This window comes from Micromonospora citrea, assembly GCF_049629545.1.
GTDB lineage: Bacteria > Actinomycetota > Actinomycetes > Mycobacteriales > Micromonosporaceae > Micromonospora > Micromonospora citrea_A.
Map to the genome: position 1 here is coordinate 133,949 of NZ_JBNADX010000002.1, position 25,016 is coordinate 158,964.

The 25,016-nt window shown below is 70.2% G+C and carries 13 protein-coding genes and 1 pseudogene; 2 read left to right on the top strand and 12 right to left on the bottom strand.

Annotated features, from left to right (window positions below):
• Positions 1-266 precede the first annotated feature (266 nt).
• Together ACPFP2_RS03215 and ACPFP2_RS03220 are read left to right on the top strand one after the other, a co-directional pair.
• The gene (locus tag ACPFP2_RS03215; RefSeq protein ID WP_424085911.1) at positions 267-1,598 is read left to right on the top strand and encodes an AAA family ATPase; all 1,332 of its coding nucleotides are present in this window, start codon (positions 267-269) and stop codon (positions 1,596-1,598) included.
• Positions 1,579-2,112: pseudogene (locus ACPFP2_RS03220) on the top strand (RloB family protein); the annotation flags it as partial. The gene ACPFP2_RS03215 and the pseudogene ACPFP2_RS03220, both read left to right, overlap by 20 nt.
• A 73-nt stretch (positions 2,113-2,185) precedes the next feature.
• Here the strand turns inward: ACPFP2_RS03220 and ACPFP2_RS03225 are convergent.
• From ACPFP2_RS03225 to ACPFP2_RS03280, 12 genes are all read right to left on the bottom strand, one after another.
• Positions 2,186-3,664 carry an HNH endonuclease gene (locus ACPFP2_RS03225; RefSeq protein WP_424085912.1) on the bottom strand — a complete coding sequence of 493 codons (1,479 nt, stop codon included), beginning with the start codon at positions 3,662-3,664 and terminating at the stop codon, positions 2,186-2,188.
• A 15-nt stretch (positions 3,665-3,679) separates the two neighbouring features.
• Positions 3,680-4,870 carry a PIN-like domain-containing protein gene (locus tag ACPFP2_RS03230; protein WP_424085914.1) on the bottom strand — a complete coding sequence of 397 codons (1,191 nt, stop codon included), beginning with the start codon at positions 4,868-4,870 and terminating at the stop codon, positions 3,680-3,682.
• A gap of 104 nt (positions 4,871-4,974) precedes the next feature.
• Positions 4,975-8,490, bottom strand: a complete 3,516-nt coding sequence (gene pglX, locus ACPFP2_RS03235) for a BREX-2 system adenine-specific DNA-methyltransferase PglX (protein WP_424085916.1) — start codon at positions 8,488-8,490, stop codon at positions 4,975-4,977.
• Complete coding sequence (gene pglW / locus ACPFP2_RS03240) at positions 8,487-12,611, bottom strand: BREX system serine/threonine kinase PglW (RefSeq protein ID WP_424085918.1); 4,125 nt, start codon at positions 12,609-12,611, stop codon at positions 8,487-8,489. Before pglW ends, pglX begins: the two co-directional genes overlap by 4 nt.
• Before the next feature lie 121 nt (positions 12,612-12,732).
• A complete protein-coding gene (locus ACPFP2_RS03245) occupies positions 12,733-14,769 on the bottom strand; it encodes a DNA/RNA helicase domain-containing protein (RefSeq protein WP_424085920.1) in 2,037 nt (678 codons plus the stop codon).
• Between the two features lie 109 nt (positions 14,770-14,878).
• Positions 14,879-16,783: a DNA/RNA helicase domain-containing protein gene (locus tag ACPFP2_RS03250; RefSeq protein ID WP_424085922.1), complete on the bottom strand. Its 1,905-nt coding sequence runs from the start codon at positions 16,781-16,783 to the stop codon at positions 14,879-14,881.
• 110 nt (positions 16,784-16,893) lie between these two features.
• Positions 16,894-17,271, bottom strand: coding sequence for a nucleotide pyrophosphohydrolase (locus tag ACPFP2_RS03255; protein WP_424085924.1), 378 nt, complete (start codon positions 17,269-17,271; stop codon positions 16,894-16,896).
• Between the two features lie 139 nt (positions 17,272-17,410).
• Positions 17,411-19,075, bottom strand: a complete 1,665-nt coding sequence (locus tag ACPFP2_RS03260; protein WP_424085926.1) for a SulP family inorganic anion transporter — start codon at positions 19,073-19,075, stop codon at positions 17,411-17,413.
• Positions 19,072-19,410: an ArsR/SmtB family transcription factor gene (locus tag ACPFP2_RS03265; RefSeq protein WP_088977810.1), complete on the bottom strand. Its 339-nt coding sequence runs from the start codon at positions 19,408-19,410 to the stop codon at positions 19,072-19,074. Before ACPFP2_RS03265 ends, ACPFP2_RS03260 begins: the two co-directional genes overlap by 4 nt.
• A 221-nt stretch (positions 19,411-19,631) precedes the next feature.
• The gene (locus tag ACPFP2_RS03270; RefSeq protein WP_424085929.1) at positions 19,632-21,632 is read right to left on the bottom strand and encodes a cellulase family glycosylhydrolase; all 2,001 of its coding nucleotides are present in this window, start codon (positions 21,630-21,632) and stop codon (positions 19,632-19,634) included.
• Positions 21,629-24,136 carry a glycoside hydrolase family 2 protein gene (locus tag ACPFP2_RS03275; RefSeq protein WP_424085931.1) on the bottom strand — a complete coding sequence of 836 codons (2,508 nt, stop codon included), beginning with the start codon at positions 24,134-24,136 and terminating at the stop codon, positions 21,629-21,631. Before ACPFP2_RS03275 ends, ACPFP2_RS03270 begins: the two co-directional genes overlap by 4 nt.
• Positions 24,133-24,975: a carbohydrate ABC transporter permease gene (locus tag ACPFP2_RS03280; protein WP_424086325.1), complete on the bottom strand. Its 843-nt coding sequence runs from the start codon at positions 24,973-24,975 to the stop codon at positions 24,133-24,135. Before ACPFP2_RS03280 ends, ACPFP2_RS03275 begins: the two co-directional genes overlap by 4 nt.
• Positions 24,976-25,016 lie beyond the last annotated feature (41 nt).

The window sequence follows — 25,016 nt, forward strand, 5'->3', positions numbered from 1 at the left end:
GACCACAGTGGACCCGATGGCGGACACTTCGGCCGTTCGTCCGAGAACACCCAGCTCAGCGATCGGGCTCAGGACGACGGGACGACGGACAATCCGCCGATACAGGAAGGAGTCGGGTTTTTGACAGACGTACGCCACCATCGACGCGCGGCCTCGACGAACCCGCCGGGGACGCTGCCTGCTTCCAGCGGGCTTTGCGCCGCTTCCTCGTGGTTTACTCGCAGAGATGCGCTCGTAACCGCTCATCACCGAGGGGCAGACGGCTGATGCTGCTGAGTTTCCGCTTCGCCAACCATCGCTCGTTCCGTGACGAGCAACAGCTCAACCTCATGCCCGTCTACGGCGATGGCGTCGAGCCGACCGAATCGGCCCCGCAGTCGGTCCAGGTCGTCGGCGTGTTCGGGGCCAACGCCTCGGGCAAGTCCAACTGCCTGGGCGCGCTGGCGTTCATGCGGGAGATGGTCGTGGGGTCGGACCGGGCGGTCGAGCCCGGTGAGGGGCTGTCCCGGGAGCCGTTCCGGCTGGATCCCGACGGTGGCGCGCAGCCGTCGCGCTACGTCGTCGATCTTCAACTCGGCGGGATACGGCACACCTACGGCTTCACCATCGACGACGAGCGGGTGCTGGAGGAGTGGCTCTACCACTATCCGCTGGGACGCAGGCGGCGCGTCTTCGAACGCGACGGGGACGAATTCGCCTGGGGCGAGGAGTCCGGTCGCCGCGGTGACCTGGGGCAGATCGCCGGGATCACCGCGCCGACCGCCCTGTTCCTCAGTACGGTCGCTCGCTTCGGGCACAGCCGCCCGGAACCGGATCCGACGAATCCGCAGCCGCTGCACGACACCTACCGATGGTTCTACCTGGCCAGCCCCCGAGCCGACGCGGCCTCCGGACTGTCCGTCCTGCTCGACGGCGGCAGGGCGGATGCCGAGCAGGTACGTCATCTCGTGGTCGACCTGTTGCAGGCTGCCGACGTGGGCATCGTCGGCGTCGTGCTCCGCCCCGATCGGAGCAACGACGACGTTTCCTGGCGCCAGGGACCAACTCGAGGTATGCGCGGTCGGGTAAGAGCAGCCATGTCCGCAGCGATACCACCGCGCCGGATCCAATTCGCCCACCAAGGCCCCCACGGCCCAGCATTGCTCGACCTTCATGACCAGTCGACCGGTACCCGCCAGCTCCTCACCCTCGGTCTGCACGCTGCCGATGTGCTCGGGACCGGAGCCACGATGCTGATCGACGAGATCGACGCCAGCCTGCATCCGATCCTGACCGCGAAGCTGATCAGCCTGTTCCGTAGCCAGAAGGCCAACCCGCTAGGCAGTCAGCTCATCTTCACCAGCCACGACGCCGCGCTGCTCGGCACCCTCGACGCGGAGGAGATCCTGCGCCGCGACGAAATCTGGTTCGTGGAGAAGGACGACGAGGGTGCTTCCTCGCTGTATCCGTTGACCGACTTCAAGCCTCGCAAGGAGGGCGAGAACCGTCAGCGCCGTTATTTGAACGGCAACTACGGTGCCGTTCCCGACCTGTCCACCCACCTGTTCGAGCAGGCCCTTGCCACCCGTGGAGGTTCGGATGACGCCGCGGCAGAGTGACCGGAGAGCGTCCGGTCCGGTACGTGCCGGCCGTGGCCGCGAGACCGATCTCCGACGGCGCCCGTCGAACCGGGAACAGCGGACAACCGTTCTGATCGCCACCAACGGCGAATCCACGGAACGGGCCTACTTCAACGGGCTCAAGCAGGAGGCGTGGGTGCGCTGCCGGGTCGTCGTCGTAGCGGAACGCGGCTCGCCGGTCAACGTGGTACGAGGTGCCGCGCGACGCCGGCAGCGCGACGACTTCGACGAGGCGTGGGCCGTCTGCGACGTCGATGACTTCGCCACCGAGCCGGCGACCCGCGAAGCCGTCGCCGCCGATGTGAAGCTGGCCTGGTCCAATCCCTGCTTCGAGGTGTGGCTACTGCTCCACTACGACAACTGCACCAGGTTCGTGGAGAACGCCAAGAGGGCACGAGACCTGCTGCGGGAGCACGACCCCGCCTGGGACAAGACCGCGCTCGACTTCGACAACTTCCGCGACCGGATCGAGGACGCCTGCCGGCGGGCGGATCGGCTCGACCCGCCCCCCCGAGGGCAATCCGTCCACCTCCGTCGGGCAGATCATCGCCGCGCTTCGCTGAGCGCTAGGCCGCCCTGCCGCAGAACCGTCGATGGTGTCGAAGATTCTCCGGTCCGATCGGATGCTTCGCGTGCAGCCGCAGCTTGCCAATCTTCTCGCCATCTGCGGCCCACCGTACGACGAGGTTACTGTCGATGAAGATGGCGAAGGCGTCGAACTGGACGTGGTGGTTCGGGCAGAGGCAGAGGACGTTGTCAATCCGGTCCAGGCCCTCGTGAGGTCTGCCCAGCCCTTTGATGTGGGCGGCCTCGCTGTAGAAACCGGACCTGGTCGCCAGCCGGGTCCCGCAGACCTGGCACCGGTGCCCATGGAGTCGCTTGACCTCCTGGGCGACAGCCGAACTGCGGATGATGCGCTCGATGCTCACCGTCTTTCGCCTTGCCGGCCCCTGATCACCCGCCGCCAGTCCGGCGAAGTCCTCGGCATCCAGCACCCCTGACGCCGAGTCGTAGCCGGCGAGACCCACCTCCGCGAGGAACGCCGCCCGATCGATGTCGGCCGACAGCGCAGTCGACAGCACGGCCACCGCGCGGCCCCGAGTCTCCGGATCACCGAGCAGCGCCGTCACCGCCGAGGTGAAACCGGCCGAGGAGACATGTTCATCCGCGGCAGGGGCGATGGACCCACGTCCCGCGTGGAAGGCGGAAGGATCGGCTTCGATCTCCCACAGCCCGCTGTCCCGCAGCTCCCAGGAGCGCTCCGCAACTCCTGGTCGGCTCCCGCCTGTCGCACCGTACCGCTCGAGGATCGGCTCAAGGGCGGGCCTGACGTCCTGCTCTTCCACACTGTCGGCAATCCGCCCGATGTGCCAGAGCGCGGTCACCGGCAGGCGCCGGGCGGCCGGATCCTCGCCGTGCCCACGACAGGCGTCGGCCAGTCGCTCCAGTGCCTTGAACAGCCGCTTGCGGGTCATCTTGCGAGGAGCGCTGGTGACGGGCGTGCGGGGCGTGATCCCCTCGTCGGCCAGCAGCGGCGTGATCATGGCGTACTCGGCGGCGCCGACCAGGGTGAGGCTCCGCAGCGGGAGGCTCAGCCCGAGCCGATGCAGGATCGGCGCGGCGGGGACGGGCCGCTCGAGGTGCTCGACGTCGCCGAGCGCCATCATGTGTTCCCAGGTTCGCCCGTCGTCGTCGGTCCCCCAGATCCGCTTCGCCGCGGCCGGGTTGCGCAGCAGGTGCAGGATCCGGGCCCGTGCGTAGAACGCCGTGTCGGCGTAGAAGAGCACGTCATCACCGACCCGCCGGTCACGCAGTGCTCGTGCCTTGTAGTTGTTCACCTGATTCGTCGGTGTCGACCCCCAGAAGCGGGCGACGCCGTTGGGGTAGAGCGCGGTGAGGGCCGCCAGGTCGGACCCAAGCTCCGCCCCGATGTCCCTGAGCCGGATTCCCCGCTCAACGGAGTGGGCGTAGTTCTGCGGGCCCCGGATGTTGCGGCCGCCGCGCGACTGCAGGACCAGTTGCGGTGCGCCGATGGCGCTGACCATGTGATCCACTCCTGGTCAGAGAATCTCGTTCGCCTGGGCGGCGATGACGGAACGAGGAACGACGAAGCCTTCGGCCTTGCCGGGCTTGAGGTAGTGGGCACGCAGCGCGGGTTCCAAGCCGGCAGGCAGGTCGCCCGACGCGATGAGATCCCGCGTGGCTCCGGCGATGGGCCGGGTGAATCCGACCAGGAGACGCCCACTGTCGTACTCGCCGATCTCGTAGACCCGTTGCCGCGGGATGAAGCCGTTCGGGTCCCGAGCGGCCTCGCGAAGGACGGCGACCCGGATCGGATAGCCGGACTCTTCGAGCCGGGCCACGAGCGCCTCCCACATGCCTGATGTCCAGGGCACCGGGGCGTCCGCGTCGGCGTCCTCGCTCAACTGCTCGGCGTTGTCGACGGTGCTCTGGCTCATCCCGACGTCGTGGAACTTCTCGGACACGACGCCCCACAGGTCTTCGGGGGCTGCGAGCAGGAACCGGACCCCGGCCCGGTCCCACATCTCATTGATCAACTCGACGCGGGGCCCGATCGGGCTGTTGACCGCGTCGAGGCGCCACCAGTCCTCCTTGAAGTCCCGGGTGACGAAGACGATGTCCTTCCCCACGTCTCTTGCTTGAACGATCAACTGCTCCCAGATGATGAAGTCGCCGGTTCCCTCCTCGCTCTGGTCGGCCTTCTCGGCGTCCATGTAGCCGGGCGGGATGCGACGGGCGAACCGGGCACGTCCCTCGGCCACCAATTCGACCAAGCGATCGTTGTCGAACGGACGCCCGACCCGCCCGCTGAACAGCGCCTCCAGCTGCCCGAGTACCGGGTCCGCCTTCACGTCGCTCAGCGCCGCGCGCAGGTTCAGCCCCTGCCCGCTGGGCTGCATCTTCGCGAGCACCTGATTGAAGGTCGACTCCACCTCCTTCTTCAAGGCGTCCACGTCGGCACCGGGCATGGTGTTCCTGCCCCAGTCGGACAGAGCCGCCAGGGCGCTTCGCTTGGCGTCCTTCAGACCGGAGAGCGGATTCTTGCGGACGATCTCCCGGATGACCTCGTCCCGGTTTCGCCAGAACTCTCTCTGCACCTGGGCGGGCAGGAAGAGGCGAGGAGCGATCGCTTCGAGCGCGGCGATTGATTCTGTCCGGGAGCGCTTCACGTACCGGTAGAGGTCGAGCAGTACGTTCGTGTCCAGGGCCACGATGCCGGACTGCACCACTTGGTCCAACTCCTCGGGCTCAGTCCTGCGGTAGCCCTCGTACCCGTCGTACAGCCCGCCGAGTGGCTCATGCGTCGTCCCTGCACCCTCCGAGTGGGGGAGCCTCATGCCGACACCACCGTTCCGGACACGCCTCGCAGAGCAGTCAGCTCGGCACGGTCCGCGCCGAGCTGCGACAGCTCGGCGTCGACGAGGTCGGTGAAGAACTGCGCGGGTGAACCGGGGAAGCCCGGTCGCTCGTCGGTGTACCACTGGTGCAACCAGGGCTCCAGCTCAGCGATGCCGGCCAGCAGTGGCAGCAGCCGGTCCGCCGGCCAGGCCGCCTGCAGCTTCCGGTCCAGGTAGACGGTCGCCAGCGCCTGGGCCTGCGCGAGGTGGTCCCACCCGGCCCAGCCGAGCAGCTCCGTGCCGTCGTTGTCCCGGCCCGCCCTCGGGTACGAGATGAAGCGCTCCTTCGGCACGTCGAGCTTGCCCCGGGCCCGCCAGTACGACGGCTTGGCGAAGTCGGCCGAGGTGTACTTCGGTGGGACCTTGATGTCCACGTCCTCACCCGCGTCCTCCAGCCGCTGCTGCGCCCAGGTCCGTTCCCACTGCACTCGCTTGCGTAGCCCGGACGGCTTGTAGCGGTAGGCAGGGAGGTAGGGCACATGCTCGTCGGCGACCAGCTTGGCGAGCGTCTTCGTCAGGTCGTAGTCGTCGCGGCCGGCCCACAGCTCCAGCACCGACCGGAAGTCGTCGTCGTGGCGCACCTTGTCGGCGAGCTGCGCCACCGACTGCGGCGTCGGCCGGTCACCCCACAGCTCCGGAGCCTCCAGCCGGTCGAGCAGCCAGTCGCGCAGCGCCTTGGCCTGCATGGCGTCCCAGCCATCGGTGGCCCAGCGCCGCTTGCACTCCGGCCGCTCGATCAACGCGATGTGGCGATCCGACTCGATGACCTCGATCCGCCGCTGCACCAGCGCTCGGTACTCATCCGGCCAGTGCGACGGCAACTCCGTGATCGGCGTCGACCCATGCCGGGCGAACCACTGCGTCTCCACCTCGCCGGCCGCCATCTTTCGCGCCAGCACAATCTCGAACGCCCGCTCGCCGAGCTTCAGTTCCGGCGGTTCGGCGCAGGTCAGGTCGCCGTCACGGAGGCCGTAGAGCCGGTAGACCTCCCAGTCCAATTCCTCCTGCGCCGCGATCATCCGCGCCCGGGTGGCGTCGTACTCGGCGCGGGCCGTCCGCAGCCGTTCCCGGGTCGGCACGCCGGACTCCGCGACCGCCGCCGGGGTCAGGCCGGCGAGCCGCTGCGCCAGCGTATCGAGCAGCCGCGCCCGCTCCAACGGGTACGCCTCGGGCAGCGGAAACTCCTGAAGCTTTGTACCGGTGAACTCGTAGAAGTTCTCCCACGCGACCGTGGTCTGCCGTGCTCCGCGTTGATCAACAGTGCTGCCCTTGTTGTGACTGACCTGCTTGAGCCAGAAGCAGGCGGTCGAACTGTTCAGCACCCCGAGCAGCCGCAGATGATCGTCCTCCGTCGCCCCCTCCGGCAACTTGATAACGGGCGCAGACTGCTTGAATACCTTGCCACCACGATCCAACACGAAGTGGTTGTGCGTCGCCACAAAGGCGAATGCGAGCGAGAACCCAATTCGGTATCGCTTGGGAAAAAACATGCTGTGGTCGTACCAGCGAAGCCCGCGCTCTTCAGGAGAGTGACCGAAATCAAGCCTCGATCGCAGCCATGAGCGAGTCACCCAATAATAGGCTTCCTCAACGTCGAATAAATCTCGCGGGCACCCTGATTCGTCATACGGAAACAATGTCACCGTTGGCGCTGTCAGTGCAAAATCGCGCACGTCTTCGCCGAGCACCACTGGCACTGTCGCCTCGGCCAACCCGCGTGTCTTGGCAGCGGCGACTCCGAGGTAGAACGCCTCGTCCAATCCGGTGTGGGTCGTACGGCCTATGACCTCTATTTCACCATCCAGATGGATCCGGTCGAGACTCAGCGCAGAGTAGAGTTCTCCCGCCCCTCCGCCTGACAAGCTCCATGGGTAGATTTCCAGCCGATCGCGGCGAGTATCGCCAACAGTAACCCATTCTGATTCGGAGCCAGGCATGTCCACCTGTGCAACTATCGCAGACCAGACCTGGCCGTCTGAGGGAGTTGCCGGTTGCGAAGGCTCTCCTCGAACACCTAGGACGGTACGTAAGGTCGGACACCGGCGCCGGCCATTCGCACGCCCTACCAAAATGACGGTCGGTGTCCCGTGACCGGGAATGTAGGCACCAGAGGTATCGATCACTTCTGTCAACTCGACCTGATGGGAAAAGTAATCCTCGATCAGTTTCCTGCCAAACTCGCGTTTCATAAAGCCGTTACCGGTAATCTGGCCGACGTGGCCCGCTCTCTCGCCGTGCTCGTCGGAACGCTTCGCCAGATCGAAGAAGCGCTTGGCGAACGGCACTGTCAGCGCGTACTGACGGTGGCAGACATGGGGGTAGATGCTGCGGTATAGCTGGTTGCGGGCCGAGTCGGCGACGGTGATGTACGGCGGGTTGCCCACCACCACCGTGTACTGCCCCTCTTCGAGGTAGTCGGCGAGCACGTCGGCGTCCTCGGTCACGTACGCGAAGCCGCTCCCGCCCTTGCCGTACTCGAACAGATCCCCCTGGTGACGCGACTTCCGCCCCCAGTGCAGCAGCGAGTCGCCCGTCGCCACGCGAACCGGCCAGGCCGGCGCACGCTCCAGCGACGTCAGCCCACATTCCTTCATCGCGGCGACCAGCAGCCGGAACCGCGCGATCGCCACCGCGAACGGATTGATGTCCACCCCGGTTACCTGCCCGAGCGCCCGTTCGACCAACTCTCGGATGTCCGAAGCCGGTTCCCGCTTCCGCCACAGCTTCACCAGCCGGTCGAAGGCACCCAACAGGAAGTGCCCCGACCCGCACGTCGGGTCGATGACCGAGGTCTCCGGCAGGCCGAACTCTTTCACCGCCGGCTCGAAGGTCCGGTCGAGGATGAACTCCTCCACGAAGTCCGGCGTCTGCAACAGCGCGTACGTCTTCTTCGCATGCGTCGACAGGTCCTGGTACAGGTCGCCGAGGAGCCGGGTGTTGAGATCATCAACCCGCAACGACACCAGACCCGGTCCGCGGCGGAAGAACTCCGACAGCTTTTCGGCCGCCTCACCGGAGATGTCGAACCGCCACACCGGGTTGTGCTCGTCGAATATCTTCCCGGTGGCCTTGAGTGTGCGCAGGTAGCCGAACGCCTCGCGCAGCCACTCCCGGTCGTTGTGCCGGGGGTTGTCGATCAGGTACTGCTGGCGCTCCTGCACCGCCCGCTCGACCGGCGCCGCCGGCTCCGGGCCGCCGATCCAGAGCGGTTGGACCAACTCGTTGTCCTCGCAGAAGCGTACGAAGACGCAACCGAGCACCCAGGCCACCGCCGCCTGGTCGAGGATGTCCTCCAGCCAGGTCTCGAACGTCCCCGCCGTACGCTTCGCCTCTGTCGCCTGGGCGTGCTCCTTGCGCAGCGAGGACTCCAGCTCGGAGTCCCGGGCGACCTGCGTGCGCAGGTCGTCGGTGAGGGCGGTGACCTGGGCCTGGAGCGCCTTGAGGGGGATCATCGGGGCGCGTTCCTCTCCGGGGCGGGGGTGGGGTCCTCGGGCAGCCACAGCGACTGGCTGGCCGGCGACGTGAGGGGGATCTGCTGGCCGTCGAGCAGCACCGGCTCGGTGCGGCGGACCGGCACCAGCAGTAGCCGTGCGGCGGGGCGCGTCCGGGTCGGGTCGGCCAGTTCCTGGATCAGCCGGAGCTGCTGATAGCGGGCCAGCGGCGCGGCCTCGGTGATCAGCACCGGCCGCTCGGTCTCGGCGAGCATTCGCTCGACCTCCGGCATGACCTCGTACTGGAACAACTCCATCAGGGAGCGGAAGTCGGCGTCGGTCGGCGAGCCGGTGTCGGCGGCGACGATCGCCTCCCAGGGGAAGCTGAGCGCGCGCAGCCGCTGCAACATGATGTCGGTGACGTTCACCTCGGTGAGGTCGAACCGGTCCAGCAACGCGCGGCGGGCGTTCCCCAGCCGTCGGACCGAGGCGAGCAGCACCAGGAAGCCTCGTCGGTCCACGACGTCGCGCAGTCGTCGGCCGGCCCGGACGGCGGCGTCCGACTCCAGGAGCGGGCCGACCGTGCTCAACGATCGGGTGCCCGTGACCGACGAGGTGCGGTCCGGCGGCACGTACCGGCTGCTGAACGAGTCCCACACCAGGGGGATCTCGCGCAGCAACGCGTCCAGCTTCGGCCGGGGTGGCAGCTCCTGTGCGCGGGGGAACCGGACGCGCACTCTGGCGCGTATTGTCTCCGGGTCGAGCCGCTGGCCGACCAGCGCGCCCGCGGCGAGTCGTAGCGCGCGCTCGGCGGACATCTGCTCCGCAGGGTAGAGCTGGCCCTGCGCGTTGACAGCGGCCTCCCCTCCGCTGCCGGCGGCGGCGAGCTGAAGCAGCCGGGCGTCACTCAACGGCGGCATGCCCGCCGGCGGCGGCTCCAGCGCACGCAGTTCCTCCACGGCCCGAGCCCGGGTGGGCAGCGGGTCCGCGCCGGCCAGGGCGGCGGCCCGGCGGCCGAGCCGGGTGACATACCCGAGGAGGTCGTCCGCCGTGCGTTCGGTGCCGGGGTCGTCCGGCTCCCGGCCGACGAGCACGGTGTCGCAGCCGCGCAGCCGCTGCATCGCCAGCCGGGCGTCGCCGCCCCGGGCCAGCTCGGTCTCCACGGCTGCCCGGACCAGACCGATCGCCTGGGCGGTGCGCTTCGGCTCAGCGGTGTACGAGCCGCGGGCGGCGATCAACGCCTCGGCGATCTCCTCACTGGAGGCCACCCCACCCCGCCCGTCGAGCAGGGCGACGATCTCGTCGCGAACCAGGCTGAGGGCGGGGTTGGGCTGCCATTCCCGGGTGACGATCCGCTTCAGCAGGGTGGATATCTGCGGCTGCTGCTTGCCGACCACCCGGGCCACGTCCGACTGGGACGGCCAACGCAGGTAGCGGCCCTCGTCGTCGGCGGTCTGCCCGAGCAGCACCTGCAGGGCGGTGCGATGCCAGGCCACCCGGTCGGTGGCCTCGGCCGGCAGGGTGGCACTGAGGGCCTCCACGCCCTGCGCGTACGGCCGCACGGGGGACGACGGCTCGGCGGCGGCGTCGAGCCGGTCGCGCAGTTCCCTGGTACGGGCCAGGATCTCCTTGCGCGTGGCGTCGGGGACGCCTCGGGCCCGGGTCAGCGCGGACGGTTCGGCATCCAGCAGCTCGCCGACCGTGGTGATGCCGAGCCGTTCCAGCGCCGAGCGGGCCCGAGCGGTCAGCTCGGTGGCTTCCAGGAGCGAGGCCCGAGTCAGCGGCGCGACCGCGCCGGTGTCATCGGTGGGCGCCGCCGGTTCGGGGATCTCCCGGAACACCGCCCGCCAGGCGTCGGTCATCTCGTCGAGGGTGTCGAAGCGGTCGGCGGGCTCCCGGGCCAACGCCTTGGCGAAGAAGGCGACGAGGCGGTCGGCGACCGACGGGTCGAAGGCGGCCGGGTCGAGAGTCACCTCGTCGGGGACGGTCGCCGGGTTCGCGCCGTCCCCCCAGCGGGGCAGCGTGCCGGTGGCCATCTCGTACAGGGTCACGGCGGCGGCGAACCGCTCGGCGGCGGCGTCGAAGCGCAGCCGGCGCGGCGGCCCGAGGAACGGGTCGAGGTAGGCGGTGGTGCCGGCGGTGAGCTGGTCGGCCGGCACCGCTGCGAGGGAGAAGTCGAAGATGCACAGGTGCGGCTGCTTGTCCTTCGGCCGGGGCCGGGACGCCAGGTTGGCGGGCTTGATGTCGCGGTGCCACACCCCCTGCCCGTCGAGGAAGGCGACGATCTCCAGCAGGTCCCGGCCGTAGCGCTCCAACAGGTCCAACGCCAGCCGACCGCCGCGCAGGTCCTCGGCGAGGGTGCGCTCGCCGGCGTTCTCCAGCAGCAGCGCGGTGCGGTTGCCGACCGTGATCGGGCCCTGCACCAAGGCGGCGACCCGCGAGTCGCGCAGCTTTTCGACGGTACGGGCCTCGGCGGCGAACCGGTCGGCGTACTGCTCGTCCCGGGCCACCTTGAGCACCAGCTCACGCCGGCCCTCCGGGGTCTCCTGCGCGACGGAGAGGGCGATCGCGGTGGCGCCACTGCCGAGGTTGCCGAGCACGGTGAGACCGCCGTCGAGCACGTCGCCCCGGTGGGCCTGCAGCGGGTCCACCACCGGCTCAGGCTCCGGGGCGGTCAGTTCCTCCCATACCAGGTCGATCCAGGTGAGGAAGTCACCCACCCGCTTCATCCGCTGCGCCGGGTCGCCCCGGGTCGCGTCGTAGACGGCCGAGACCAGCGCGTAGGGCATGCCGTCGGCGACAGCGTCGAGGTGTAGCCCGCCCTCGGCGACCGCCGCGAGCAGTTCCTCGGCCGACGTCGCCGGCTCGGCCCCGGCGAAGATCCGGTACGCCAGTGCGCCGAGGGAGAAGATGTCGAGTTGGTGCCCCGGCAGCTCCTCCAGGGTCGCCGCCTCCGGGGCCTGGTAACGGCGGACCGAGTCGTCGAAGAAGAGCTCGAGGCTGGCCGGGTCGGTCGGGGAACCCAGGGACGTGAGGCGGGTCCCGGGCAGCCGACCGCCGGTCTGCCAGTCGGTCACCACGAGCGTCGGTCGGGAGCTGTCCGGGTCGCAGACGTAGACGGCCCGGGGATTCAACGAGCGGTGTGACAGCCGCCGGGAGTGTGCGTGGTCGACGATCTCGGCGAGATCCTGCACGAGCTGGAGCCGCTGGGCCAGTTGTAGCCGGCCGTCCCGCTCGGCCAGCCACTGGTCGAGGCGTACCCATTCGGGGCGGTGGTCGAAGACGACCGCCGGCCCCCAGGGGTGCTCGACCAGGTCGAGGGCGCGGGCGATACCCGGGTGGTGGATGCCCTGTAACAGCCGGAACTCGCGCTCCGCGGCGAGCTTGATCTTCGGCACGTCCTCCTCGGTGGCCCGGCTCGTCAGGTAGAACCGGACGCGGCGTAACAGCTCGGTGCCGACCGTGTGGTCGGCGAGGAAGTCCTGCCAGCCGATGCCCTCGGCGAACGGTCTCTGGTGCAGCACGAGTTGGTTGATCCGGCGGTCGGCGACCGAGGGGCGGATCCGCGCACCCCGCACCAGCTCGACGATCTGCCGGCCGCGTACCGCGTCGACGTGGTGTCGGGCGTCGACCGGCTGGGCGAGCAGCAACTCCTTGAGGCTGGGCAGCCGCGAGGCGTTGCCGTCCAGGCCGTAGACGTGCTGGCGGCCGATCTCGTCCAGCTCCGAGCGCGAGTTCCGGGCGTGCAGGAAGACCGCCGCCTGGACGTAAGGAACCTTGGCGTTGCGCGGGGCGTACTGCTGCATGACGCTACGCAGCCGCTTCGCCTTGCGGTTCGCCAGGATCAGCGGGCTGTCGATCACCTGCGTTCGGCCGTTGGGCTTGTGCCGGCGCCACTGCTGGCCGTCTCCCGACACCCGGCCCTGCCAGTGCTTGAGTTCCAGCACGTAGAGACCGCTGCGGGTGAGCACCAGGGCGTCGACCTCGTTGATCGAGCCGTCCGTGCCGACGAACTCCACGTTCGCCCAGACGTGGTACGGCTCGGCATCCGGCAGGTACGAGGCCAGTTCCCGCAGGCCGTCCTGCTCGTGCTGGTACGCACTCGGATTGATCTGCTCCCAGCGCGGCGAGTCCTCACGCATGCCGCACCGTGCGCCCCCGCGCAGTCATGACGGTCACTCCCCACGTATTCAGCTGTGTTTGGGTCCCGTGGACGGTACCGGCCGGCAGATGCGCGCAGAGTCGGGAATCTGACAACTGTCCTCAGTGGTCTCCCAAGGGCCGACCCGCGGCGGAACTCGCGGACCAGACACCCTGCCCGGACGGCTGACCGCGACCGCTGGCGACGTTTCGATCCTCCCCGACGACGCGCTGCACGCCCAGAGCCACGAGCGTCCTGGGCACCTGCGCAGGAGGTACCAGGTGGGTCAGGAACTCCTGCGTCTCGCGGTCGACCGAATAGATGATCGTCCCGCGCATGCCTCGAGTGAGGAGGACCTTGTAGGCGTTGCGGATGAGCCGGTCCGTGTTTCCGGCGCGAGGTCGTCCGTTCCGGTCGACGATGGCGCTGTCCCGGGACTTGTCGGGCTGACAGACGAGCTTCCCTTTCCTGACCACCAGATCCTCGCCGAGGAGGACCCCGGAGTAGTCGTACTCGAAACCCTGGGCGGTGTAGATGCATCCGATTTGGTCGAAGCCTCGCGGGTCGGTGGCCCAGTAGGAACTGGACGGCACACCCGGCGGCGGATGGTCACCTGCAGCGTTCCACGGCCGGGTCCACGACCCGATCTTCACGTCCGGCACGAGTTGGCGACCGTTCGACTTTTCGGACCAGGGCCAGCAGAAGCCGGCGGAGATGCGGGCCGAGCCGCCCCTTTCCTGGGCCCCGCGCAACAAGGTCTCCATCTGCTGCGGAGACTCGGCCAGCGCCACCCGGAAGCCGTCGTCGCCTGGCCAGCGGTAGGGCCTCCAGCCGGAGCCGGTCAGCCCCAGCAGACCCCGCACCCAGCGCTCGTACCGAGGGCTGCCGCCACAGCGGAACTGCGCCCCGAGGTGGACGAAGTCGACGTCGAAGGCGAGGTCCTCCGCCGCCTCACGGATCATCGTGACGCTGCCGACCTCGTTCGGTCGCACGACCTGGTCGTCGTCGAGCAGGAAGACGGGCACTTTGGCCACCTCGATGAGCTCCCTGACCTGGGGCACCCTCCCGACGATCTGGTCGGCGCCCCGCCCACGTGTCGACCGGTTGCGGATCCGGTGCGCCTCGTCGCAGATCAGCACGTCGAGACTGTTCTCCGGCGAGTCCATGAAGTCCAGGAAGTAGTTGAACATGGGGGCGGTCCGCTGGCGCGGGTCACGAGGACTGCTCCGGGCGTAACGCTGCACCGTCTTCTTGAACGCCTTGGATCCGGTCGCGTGCGCCACCGCGCGGTCCTCGCGCGCCAGGTCCGCCAACAGGGTGAGCGCGATGGCACTCTTGCCGCTTCCCGGGCCACCGGAGACCAGCACAACTCGCTTCCGTCGACCCCGATCGGCCCAGCGCACACCACGCATGACCAGCTCGTACGCGGCGCGCTGCTCGTCGAGCAGAACGAGATGGTCGCGGCTCCCCACCTCCTCGGCCGTCAGGGCCAGGAGCTGCCGGCTCGGGCGAACGGACGCATCCAACAGTCGCCGCGCCACCGCCTCGTCCCGCCATGGCCCGAACCGCTCGGTCAGGTAGCTGCGGAACTGTACGACGCGGTCCCGTGTGCAAACCATCCGCCGTCGGTCGGTGTCGGCATCCCCGGTGCGGGGCAACTCCGGGATTCGGCGATGGTCCGCGTTGTGAAGGAACGCGAGGCCGTGCACCGAGTCGGGTGACTCCCACAGCACCGGCAGAAAGTCCGCCAGGTAGAAGCAGTAGGACTCGACCTGCAACGCGGGATGCAGCTGAGGATCGGCCAGGCCCGGGACCCGGACCAGCTTCTCGACCTCGTCGTAGAGGGTCGCTCCGCTCCACTGCTTGAGTTCGACGACGAGGTACGCCGGGCGTCTGGACAGAGGTTCCGCACCCGCGAGGATCACATCGATCCGTCTGCTGCTGCGGGGAAGTTGGCACTCCACAAGCGCGTCGAGGTCACCGAGGCCCACTGCGACGAGTTGCTCGGCCAATGCGGGAAGGCTGTGCCGCCACGACGACCGCTCGCTGTCGGTCACCTGGAATCCCGCGGAATTCAGGTGCGCGGCGACCCGCTCCTCCAACTCCCGCGCGCCGGCCCATTCGAGGATCTGCTTCGCGGTGGTCTGCAGAGCGAGCAACTGATGAGCCCCCGGGCACGAGAATCTCGCGCGGTGGGGGCCTTTCCCTGGAGGAAGCCCGTCGATCCGCTGAACCGACGGTCACTGTATCGACACTCTCCGGCTGCCGCTACCCGGTCTCACCCTCGAACCGGACCTCCGGCGCCTGCTCCACCCGTACCAGGGAGCGCAGGTACTCGCGGGTCTCCGGGTCCGTCGCGTACACCACCGTGCCTCGCATCCCACGCGTCAGCAGCACTTTGTAGGTGTTGCGGATGAGCCGGTCGGCCTCCTCGTCGCTGACCGACTTGCGGCTGCGGAATGCCGGGTCCTTCGACTCTGCACGACGGGTGAACAGTCGTCCGTCCCGGGCGACCAGGTCCGGGCCGATGACCACCCCGGACCAGTCGTACTCGAAGCCCTGGGCCGTGTAGACGCAGCCGACCTGGCCGAAACCGTTCGGGTCGGTGGCCCAGAACGCGCTGCCCGGGGCGTCACCGACGCTCCGCTCGCTCTTGACGTTCCACGGCCTGGCCCAGTCACCGATCGTCACGTCCGGCACGAGGGTGCCGTCCGGCCTCGGGTCGCTCCACGGCCAGCAGTAGCCGGCCGACATCCGCGCGGTGCCGCTGACTGCCTGCCGCTCGGCCAGGTACGACTCCAACGCCTCGGGCGAGTCCACCACATGCACGTCGAAACGACCGTCTCCCGTCCAGACGGTCGGCTCACCGCCGTCGAGGCCGAGGAGGTCCCGCACCCACTGTTCGTACGCCTCACTGCCGCCGCAGCGGAACTGGTCGTGCAGCGAGACGACATCGACCTCCAGTCCGAGCTTCTCCGCGAAGGCCGAGATGACCTCGACATTGCCCAGTTCACCGGGCTTGACCACCTGATGCTCATCGAGGAGGAAGACCGGCACCCGGGCGACGGAGACGAGTTCTTCGAGCTGCGGCCGCGCGACGTCGCGCCGGGCCTTGGGGGTGTAGCGGTTCACCGAGGTCTCGCGCACCCGGTGCGCCTCGTCGCAGATCAGCACCTCGATGTCGTTGACTCCGGCGTCCATGAAGCTGTTGAAGTACTTGAAGAGGCTCTGCAGGCGGGTCGAGCCGCGACCGGCGTAGCGGCGCAGGGTCTGGGTGAACGATCGGGAGCCGGTGGCGTGCAGCACTGACCGGTTCTGCCGGGCGAGTTCACCGAGGACCGAGAGGGCGATGACGCTCTTGCCGCTGCCCGGACCGCCCGCCACCACCACGGCCCGCTTGTGGTTCGCCGTCCGGGCCCGCTCGACCGCGTGCATGACCAACTCGTACGCCACGTGCTGCTCGTCCAGCAGGGTGAAGTGCGAACGTTCCTTCAGCTCGGCGGCCGCGTACGCCAGCAGATGACGGCTCGGACGCACGGTGCTGGTCAGGAACCGGTCAGCGGCGTCCGCCCCCGAAGCGGGAGCGAATCGGCGACGCAGGTGGTCGAGCCACTGCCCCCGGCGCTGCCTGGTGAAGATCCGGCTCTGCTCGGTGACCGGCCGTTCGAACAGGTCGACGACGTCCCGGTCCACCGCGTTGTGCAGGTAGGCCGCCCCGCCCAACTGCTTCTGTTCCCGGCCGAGGACACCCAGGAAGTCACTGAGGTAGCGGCAGTAGTCGGCGACCTGGATGCCCGGGTGCAGCCGTGGTCCGCGAACGTGCTCGACGGCCACCAGGGTGTCGGAGTCCTCGTAGGCTGTCGCGTAGGACCACTGCTTCAGTTCGACCACGAGGTACGTGTCGTCCCCGGTACGTGGATCGGTGCCCGCCAGCACCGCGTCGACACGACGGCTGGTCAGCGGGAGCTGGTACTCGACCAGCACTTCCACCTCGTCGAGGCCGGCGTCGACGAGGTCCTGCGCCAGTACGGGTAGGCTGCGCGCCCAGGCCCGTTTCTCGGCAGGAGCCACCCCGTGGCCGCCGAACCGGGCTCGCTCGGCGAGCACGTCGGCAAGGGTGCCGTCGGAGGCCAGTCGCAACAGGCCAGCAGCGGACGAGCGGTACGCCGACATGGAAGCGCCTCCGGACAGCACGAAGTGTCGCGCGGATGGGGGCGTGTCCATGCTCCGGAAGCCCGTCGGACCGCTGGTACGGAAACCCTATCCAGAAGATCAATCCACGGCTACGACCCTTCGGCCTTGGCGGCCCACCCCCGCACCCGCTCCACCGGGTACCGGCGAGCCACCTCCACCAGCTTGTCGTCAGCCGCCCGGACCAGGTCGATCCCGAGTACGTCCGCCAACCGGGTCAGGTAGATCATCACGTCTCCGACCTCGGCCCGTACCCGTCCGCCCAGCTCAGGGTCGGCCATCAACCGGCTCGACTCCTCCGGCGTCAGCCACTGCAGCTCCGCCAGCAGCTCACCGACTTCGCCGGCCAGCGCCATCGCCAGGTTCTTCGGCGTGTGGAACTGCTGCCACTCCCGCTCCTCGGCGAATCGCCGGAGCCGTTCGGTCAGCTCGGCAATCGTCCCCGGCTCGCGGTCCTCGCTGTCGCTCATGATTTGCCTACCCGATGTGGTGACTGCCTCGATGCCACGGGCATGGTGGCACGGCGGGCGCGTTCCCCGATATTCACGAGTCGCCCCTCGGGAGGGGTCCTCCGGGCAGGATTGATAACCCGCTTCGGCCGAGGGTGGATCAGTGTGCCGTGAGGGCCAGGGTGCGGGCGTGCCGGATGGCCGACGGGGTGTCCGGGAAGACCAACCCGTCACGGCGTAGCTCCTCGGCCACCCCGAGGGTGGTGAGCACCTGGTCGTGCCCCGGGGTGATGCCGGAGAGCAGCACGGTGATCCCGCGCCCCTGCAGCCGCCGGATCGCGTCGCCGAGGACGTGCGCGCCGGTGGCGTCGACGGTGGTGACCCGGGACATCCGCAGGATCACCACCCGCACGTCGGCGACCTCGGAGAGTTCCAGCAGGAAGGTGTGGGCGGCGGCGAAGAAGAGCGGCCCGTCGAGCCGGTAGGCGACGATGTGCTCGGCGAGCAGCGCGTGCTCCTCGGCGCTGTGTTCGCCCTGGTCGAGGGGGACCTGTTCCAGTTTGGCGCTGCGGGCCACGGCGCGCAGCGCGACGACGACGGCCACGCCGACGCCGACCGCGACGGCGGTGACCAGGTCCCAGATGACGGTGACGGCGAAGGTGAGCACCAGCACCAGCGCGTCGCCCCGGGTGGCCCGAGCCAGCGCCCAGAGCGAGCCGGCCTCGACCATCCGGACGCAGGTGGCGAGCAGCACGCCGGCCAGGGCGGCGAGCGGGATCCGGCCGACCAGCGGCGCGGCGGCGAGCACGATCCCGGCCAGGGCGACCGCGTGGGTGAGGGCGGCGAGCTTCGACGACGCCCCGGCGCGGACGTTGACGGCGGTGCGGGCGATGGCCGCGGTGGCCGGGATGCCGCCGAAGACCGGGGACGCGAGGTTGGCCAGGCCCTGACCGAAGAGTTCCCGGTCGGGGTCGTGTCGCTCGCCGACCGTCATGGCGTCCGCGACGGTGGCCGACAGCAGGCTCTCCAGGGCGGCGAGGGCGGCCACCGCGAGCGCGGAGGGCAGCAGCACGCCGAGAGCGCCGGGGTCGAGGAAGCCGAGCGACGGCGCGGGCAGACCCTGCGGCAGCGTGCCGATGCGGACCAGGTCGACCGGGACGGTCTCCGCGAGGATCGTCGCGGCGGCGACCCCGAGCAGAGAGAACGGCAGGCCGGGCCGCCAGCGGGCGCCGAGCAGCATCAGCGCCGCGACGCCGAGGGCCACCGCGACGGCGGCCGGCCGGGGGTGTACGACGAAGCGGGCGACGGCGTCGGCCGCCACCGCCCAGACCCGCTCGCCGTGGGCGTCGGTGACGCCGAGCGCGGCGGGCACCTGTTGCAGGGCGATGACCACGGCGATACCGGCGGTGAAGCCCTCGATCACCGGGGTGGGCAGGTAGCGGACGTACCGGCCGAGGCGGGCGAGCGCCAGGGCGACGAGGATCAGCCCGGCCAGCGCGCCGACCATCAGCACCCCGGTCGGGCCGAACTGCTGCACCACCGGCACCAGCACGACGGTCATCGCCCCGGTGGGGCCGGACACCTGGAGGTTGGAGCCGCCGAAGATCGCGGCCACGGCGCCGGCGACGACGGCGGTGACCAGGCCGGCCTGCGCGCCGAGGCCGGAGGTGACGCCGAAGGCCAGGGCCAGCGGCAGCGCCACCACCGCCACGGTCAGACCGGCGAGCAGGTCCCGGCGCGGTGAGCGGCGTACCGCCGCCCAGTCGGCGCGGCCGGGGAGCAGGCCGAGGACGCGGTCGCGGACGAGGTCGGCCGCTGCGCTCACCGGTCGCCGCCGGAGGCGCGTAGTTCGTCGAGGAGGCCGTCCCGGTCGGTGAGGACCGCGCCGAGGATGCGCCGGCCGGCGGCCAGCAGGTCGGCCACGTCGGGGGTGCTGAGGGCGTACATGACGAGCGGGCCGTCGCGCCAGGTGGTGACCATGCCGGCGCGGCGCAGCACGGCGAGTTGCTGGGAGAGGTTGGACGCCTCGACGTCGATCGCGGCGAGCAGGTCGCGGACGGGCTTCGGGCCGTCCTGGAGCAGTTCGAGGACCCGGATCCGCACCGGGTGCCCGAGGGTGCGGAACAGCTCCGCCTTCGCCTGGTACAGCGGCACCGACACGCCCGTCGCCTCCCTCACCGCGCGGCCGGCGCCGCACCATGACGACTTTAGCACTTGCACAATTCTTCAATTCGAGAAGCGTCCGGCCGTGGGGTGCGGACGCGGCTCCGGCCTGTAGAGGGCCGGCACGCACGCTACGGACCTGATCGCACGGATGGATCCCCACCCCACGACGCCGGGCCGGCCGGTGGGGACCACCCACCGGCCGGCCCGGCACGCGCTCACTCGGCGCGCAGGTTGTCCAGGTCGTGCGTGCCGGGGCTGACCCAGATCAACACCCCGCGTACGTCGGCCAGCGCCGCCGCGTCGCAGGACATCTGGTCGAGCAGGTCCACCTCGACGGTGGTGGTGGTGGTCCCCTCCGGCACCCAGCCGAAGGTCGACTGGCACCAGGCGTACCCGGCGCCGGTCTGCAGGGCGATCGCGGACGAGGTGCCCGCCGAGGCGGACGTCCGCAGGTCGTAGCGGAGCGAGCCCTTGGCCGACAGGTCGACCGGGGCGGGCAGGGTGACCCCGAACCAGCCCCCGCCGGTGGCGGTGACCCGCAGGCCGTGGCTGCCGTCCGTGGCGAACTCGGCGGTCTGCGCCACCGTGCCCGCGTCGGCCTGCCAGTTTCCGGGCGCCCAGCCCTCCACCCCGGTCTCCCAGGAGGCGAGCCGGATCGGATCACCCGGCGCCGGCTTGACGGTGACCGTCAGATCGGCGACGTTCGACACCCGACCGGCGAGATCACGGATCGTGTAGTGGCCGACCGCCTTGCCCTGGAAGCCCTCGGCCGGCGTGAAGGTCACCTCACCCGACGCGGTGAGGGCGAACGAGCCACCGGTGACGGAGGCCGAGCGCTGCTGGCCGTACGCCGACGGGTCGAGGTCGACGCTGGACGGCCGCACCTTCCCCACGTACGCGATGTCGTTGCCCGCCGGGGTCAGGGTGACCGGCGTGCCGGCCTGGACGGTCACGGCGTCGTGGTCGGCGACCGGCGGTCGGGGCCGCCAGCCGCGCCGGATCCGGTCGCCGGCGTTGGTCAGCGTGGTGCAGACCGGGCTCGGGCAGTAGACGGTGTAGCCGTCGTAGTCCGGGTAGAGGCTGCCGTCGTCCTGGACACCGGAGAGGATCCAGTAGAGGAAGCCGGCCCCGCCGCCGCGGATCACCGCGTCGGTCCACCGCTGGTAGACCGGGTTGCGGGTGGCCCGGTCGGCCCAACCGAACTCGCCGAGCACCGCCGGCTTGCCGATCCGCTCGGCCTCCCGGTTGTGCCGCTCGATCCAGGCGACCCCCCAGTCGGCGTCCTTCTCCCAGTGGTCCGGGTAGAGGTGGTAGCCCATCAGGTCCACCGCCGGCAGCTTCGCCAGCGCCACCGCGTCGACACCCTCGCCGCAGTTGACCGTCCAGTCCTGCGCGGCCCGGTCGTCGCAGAAGAAGCCCTCGTCACCGACGCCGAGCAGGTGCCGCCGGTCGATCGACTTGACGTGCCGGCTCATCTCGTCGGCCCAGCCGGTGATCGTGTCCGTGGTGCAGTCGGGCGAGGGCGGGTAGACGCCGGAGCCCTTGCAGCGCGGCTCGTTCGCCAACTCCCACGCCAGCACCGTCGGGTCGTCCTTGTACGCCAGCCCGGTCAGCGGGTTGACCCGGTTGAGCACGTGCGACACCCAGTCGCGGTACCAGCCCCGGATCACCGGGTCGGTGTAGAAGTCGTCGTGGTGCTCGCCGCCGCGCCAGCGGACGTACTGGTCCATGCCGCCGAAGTCGCGCCAGTTGTTGACCAGCGGGACGACCACCCGGATGCCGGCCCGTCGGGCCGCGTACAGCACGTAGTCCAAGCGCTGGAGGCCGTCCGGGCCGTCGTTGTAGGCCGGCTTCTCCCCGTCCCAGTACTGGAACCAGACCCCGTCGGAGGGGCCGGCGACCGAGTCGGTGCCGCCCGGCGTGCCGATGTCGAGGAAGCCCCAGTGCCGCAGCACGGTGAACCGGGCCGCCTTGGCGTCGGCGAACACGTCGTCGACCATCGCCCGGGACTTGTACTCCAGGTAGTAGTTGTTCGTCCCGGCGAACCGGAACGGCCGGCCGTCCAGGAAGAGCTGGTCGCCCTTGCGGATGACGAATCCGCCGCCGTGCCGCTCGCCGGGCGCGGCCTGCGCGGGCCCGGCGGCCACCGTCGCCAGCAGCCCGGCCAGGGCCAGCAGTACGCCGGCCAGCCGCCGCCTCGTGCCCTCGCCCCTCATGCCGTCGCTCCTTCCGTGGCCGTCGCCCCGGCGGTCGTCGCCTCTTCCGTGGATGCCGTTGCGGTGATGTCGTTGACGCAGCGCAGCACCGGCCGGGCGGTCAGCGCCGCCGGGTCCAGCGGTGCGTCGGCCGTCACGGTGAAGGTGGTCGACTCCCCGGGCAGCAGGGTGACCAGCGCCCGGTCCACCTCGGCGGACGGGTCGAGCCGGTCCGGGAAGAGGGTCAGGTCGCGCAGCACCGTCCGGGCGGTCACCCGCACCCGCTGCCCGCCGTCGGCCGGCTCGACCGTCGCGTCGAAGCGGGCCGCCGGCCAGCGGGCGTCCCGGTCCTCGGCGAAGAACCAGAGGGCCCGTTCCACCTCGTCGCCGGCCTCGGCCACCAGCAACTCCCGGGCGGTCTCCTCCGGCCCGGCCAGGTCGGTCGGCAGCGGCAGCGCCACCGCCGAGTACGCCGGCACGTCCAGCTCGTACCCGGTCTTCGCCCGGGGCTCGCCGGCCAGGGTCAGCCGGGTCACCGTCGCCGCCGCCCGCCACGGCCGGCCGGTCTCGTTGACCGCGACCAGGGCCAGGCCGCCGTCGCGGGGCTGGACGGTGAGCAGCCGGTCGGCGTACGCCCGGCGCAGCGCGTACCAGAGCGGCTTGCGCCGCCCGTCGCCGTCGATCGCCGCCCACGAGGTGACCGGCCAGCAGTCGTTGAGCTGCCAGACGATCGTGCCCGCGCAGACGTCCCGGTACGAGCGGAAGTGCTCCACCCCGAGCTGGATCGCCCGGGCCTGGTTGAGCTGGGTGAGGAAGTGCCAGTCGTCGAAGTCCGCCGGGACGGGCAGGTGCGCGTCGAGGCCGCGCTGGAGCTTGCGGTCACCGTCAGCGGCCTTCTGGTGGTGCGCCATGCCGGGCGAGTCGTGCGCCAGCGGCTCGTCGGAGAGCGCCCCGCGCAGCGTCGCGTACGCCGGGGGCGCCTGGTAGCCGAACTCGGCGACGAAGCGCGGCACGTACTCCCGGTACTTGGTGTAGTCGTCGGTGTTCCAGACGTCCCAGATGTGCATGGTGCCGTGCGCCGGGTCGTTGGGGTGGATCTCGTCGCTGCCCGACCAGGGGCTGCCCGGCCAGTACGGGCGGGTCGGGTCCAGCTCGGCGACGATCCGGGGCAGCAGGTCCAGGTAGTAGCCCCGACCCCAGGTGCGGCCGGCCAACTCCTCCTGCCAGCCCCAGTCGTGCCAGCCCCAGATGTTCTCGTTGTTGCCGGTCCAGAGCACCAGCGACGGGTGTACGGCCAGCCGGGTCACCGCCTCGGTCGCCTCGGCGGCCACCTCGGTGGCGAACGGCTCCTCCTCCGGGTACGCCGCGCAGGCGAAGAGGAAGTCCTGCTGCACCAGCAGGCCCATCTCGTCGGCCAACTCGTAGAAGTCCGCCGACTCGTACCGGCCGCCGCCCCAGACCCGCAGCAGGTTGATCCCGGCCCCGGCCGCCTGGTCGAACCGGTGCGCCAGCCGACGACGGGTGATCCGGCTCGGGAACGGGTCGTCGGGGATCCAGTTGACGCCCCGGACGAAGACCGGCACGTCGTTGACGTGCAGGACGAAGGGGGTGCCGTGCGCGTCCGGGGTGGTGTCCAGGCGTACCGAGCGGAAGCCGATCCGCCGCGACCACGCGTCCAGTTCCCGGCCGTCGGGGGCGTGGAGGGTCACGTCGAGGCGGTGCAGCGGCTGCGCGCCGTACCCCCGCGGCCACCACAGCTCGGGATCGCGGACCTCGATCGTCGCCACGGCCGTGCGCTGTCCGGCCGCGACGACCACCTCGGCGGTGACGCCGGCGACGGCGGACCGGACGGTGACCGGGACGTCGGCCGCCCGCTCGACCTCGACGTGCACCTCGACCCGGCCCACGCCGTCGGCGACGGTGACCAGGGGGCGGACCGTGGCGAGCCGGGCGGTGGACCAGGCGTGCAGCCCGATCTCCTGCCAGATGCCGGCGGTGACCAGCGTCGGGCCCCAGTCCCAGCCGAAGTTGCAGGCCATCTTGCGGATGAACTGGAACGGCTCGGGGTAGGCGTTCGGCCGGTCGCCGAGCCGGTCGCGGTGGGCCTCGGCGTAGCGGTAGGCCGAGTCGAACCGGACGGCGAGGGTGTTCGCCCCCGGCCGCAGCAGCGACGTGACGTCGAAGCGGTGGCCGCGGTGCATGTTCTCGGTCCGGCCCACCTCGACGTCGTTGAGGGTGACGGTGGCGACGGTGTCGAGGCCGGCGCAGACCAGGTCGACCCGGTCGTCGTCGCCCGGCTCGTGGTCGACGGTCGTCTCGTAGACCCAGTCGGTACGCCCGATCCAGGTCAGCTCCGTCTCGTTGGCGTCGCGGAACGGCTCGGGGATCAGGCCGGCGGCGAGCAGGTCGGTGTGCACGCAGCCGGGCACGGTGGCCGGCACGCTCCGGCCGGCGACCGGCTCCGGCACCTGCTCCCCCGGTACGGCCCGCAGCGTCCAGCCCTCGTGCACCGTCTGAAGGGTCACGACTTCACCGCACCTTCCATGATTCCGCGGACGATCTGCCGGCCACCGATGAACAGCATGATCAGCAATGGCACGGTGGCGATGAACGCGCCGGCCAGCACCCGCCGGTAGATGACGTAGTTGCCGCTGGCCAGGTCGGAGATGGCCACCATCGAGGTCGGGTAGTCGGTGCCGCTCAGCGTGATCAGCGGCCACTGGAAGTCGTTCCAGGTGGCGACGAAGGTCAGCAGGCCGAGCACGGCCAGGGCCGGGCGGATCGCCGGCAGCACGATGTTCCAGTAGACGCGCATGGTGGTGGCGCCGTCGACCCGGGCCGACTCGACCAGCTCGTCGGGGACCGTGTTGACGATGAACTGGCGCATGTAGAACACGCCGAACGCGGTGACCAGGCCGGGCGCGATGACGGCGAGCAGGGTGCCGTTCCAGCCGAGCTTGCCCATCACGATGTACAGCGCCACGATGCCGAGCTGGTTGGGCACGGTCAGGGTGAGCACCACGAAGAGCATCAGCGCGTTGCGGCCGGCGAAGCGCAACTTGGCGAAGGCGAACCCGGCCAGTGAGCAGAAGAAGAGCACCGAGGCGGTCACCACGGTGGAGACGATGACGCTGTTGACCAGCGAGGCGGCGAAGTAGACGTCCTGGAGGGAGAAGACCTCGTCGACGTTGGTCATGAACCGGTCGCCGGGCACGACGGCCGGCGGCAGCTTCGCCAGCGCCTCGTCGTTGCTGGTGGCGATGACGAACATCCAGTACAGCGGGAACGCCGCGAAGAGCATGGTGACGGCCAGCAGCAGGTACGTCCCGAGGCCCGCCGGGGTGTCCTGCGGCGCCCGGCCCATCAGGGCCGGCTTGTTGCGCCGCACCTCGGCGCGGGGACGCG

What these genes read in the sequence shown, in the direction of transcription:
- ACPFP2_RS03270 (WP_424085929.1), bottom strand. Translation starts at nt 21,632, where the DNA reads ATGAGGGGCGAGGGCACGAGGCGGCGGCTGGCCGGCGTACTGCTGGCC.
- pglX (WP_424085916.1), bottom strand. Translation starts at nt 8,490, where the DNA reads ATGATCCCCCTCAAGGCGCTCCAGGCCCAGGTCACCGCCCTCACCGAC.
- pglW (WP_424085918.1), bottom strand. Translation starts at nt 12,611, where the DNA reads ATGCGTGAGGACTCGCCGCGCTGGGAGCAGATCAATCCGAGTGCGTAC.
- ACPFP2_RS03280 (WP_424086325.1), bottom strand. Translation starts at nt 24,975, where the DNA reads ATGGGCCGGGCGCCGCAGGACACCCCGGCGGGCCTCGGGACGTACCTG.
- ACPFP2_RS03250 (WP_424085922.1), bottom strand. Translation starts at nt 16,783, where the DNA reads ATGTCGGCGTACCGCTCGTCCGCTGCTGGCCTGTTGCGACTGGCCTCC.
- ACPFP2_RS03225 (WP_424085912.1), bottom strand. Translation starts at nt 3,664, where the DNA reads ATGGTCAGCGCCATCGGCGCACCGCAACTGGTCCTGCAGTCGCGCGGC.
- ACPFP2_RS03255 (WP_424085924.1), bottom strand. Translation starts at nt 17,271, where the DNA reads ATGAGCGACAGCGAGGACCGCGAGCCGGGGACGATTGCCGAGCTGACC.
- ACPFP2_RS03215 (WP_424085911.1), top strand. Translation starts at nt 267, where the DNA reads ATGCTGCTGAGTTTCCGCTTCGCCAACCATCGCTCGTTCCGTGACGAG.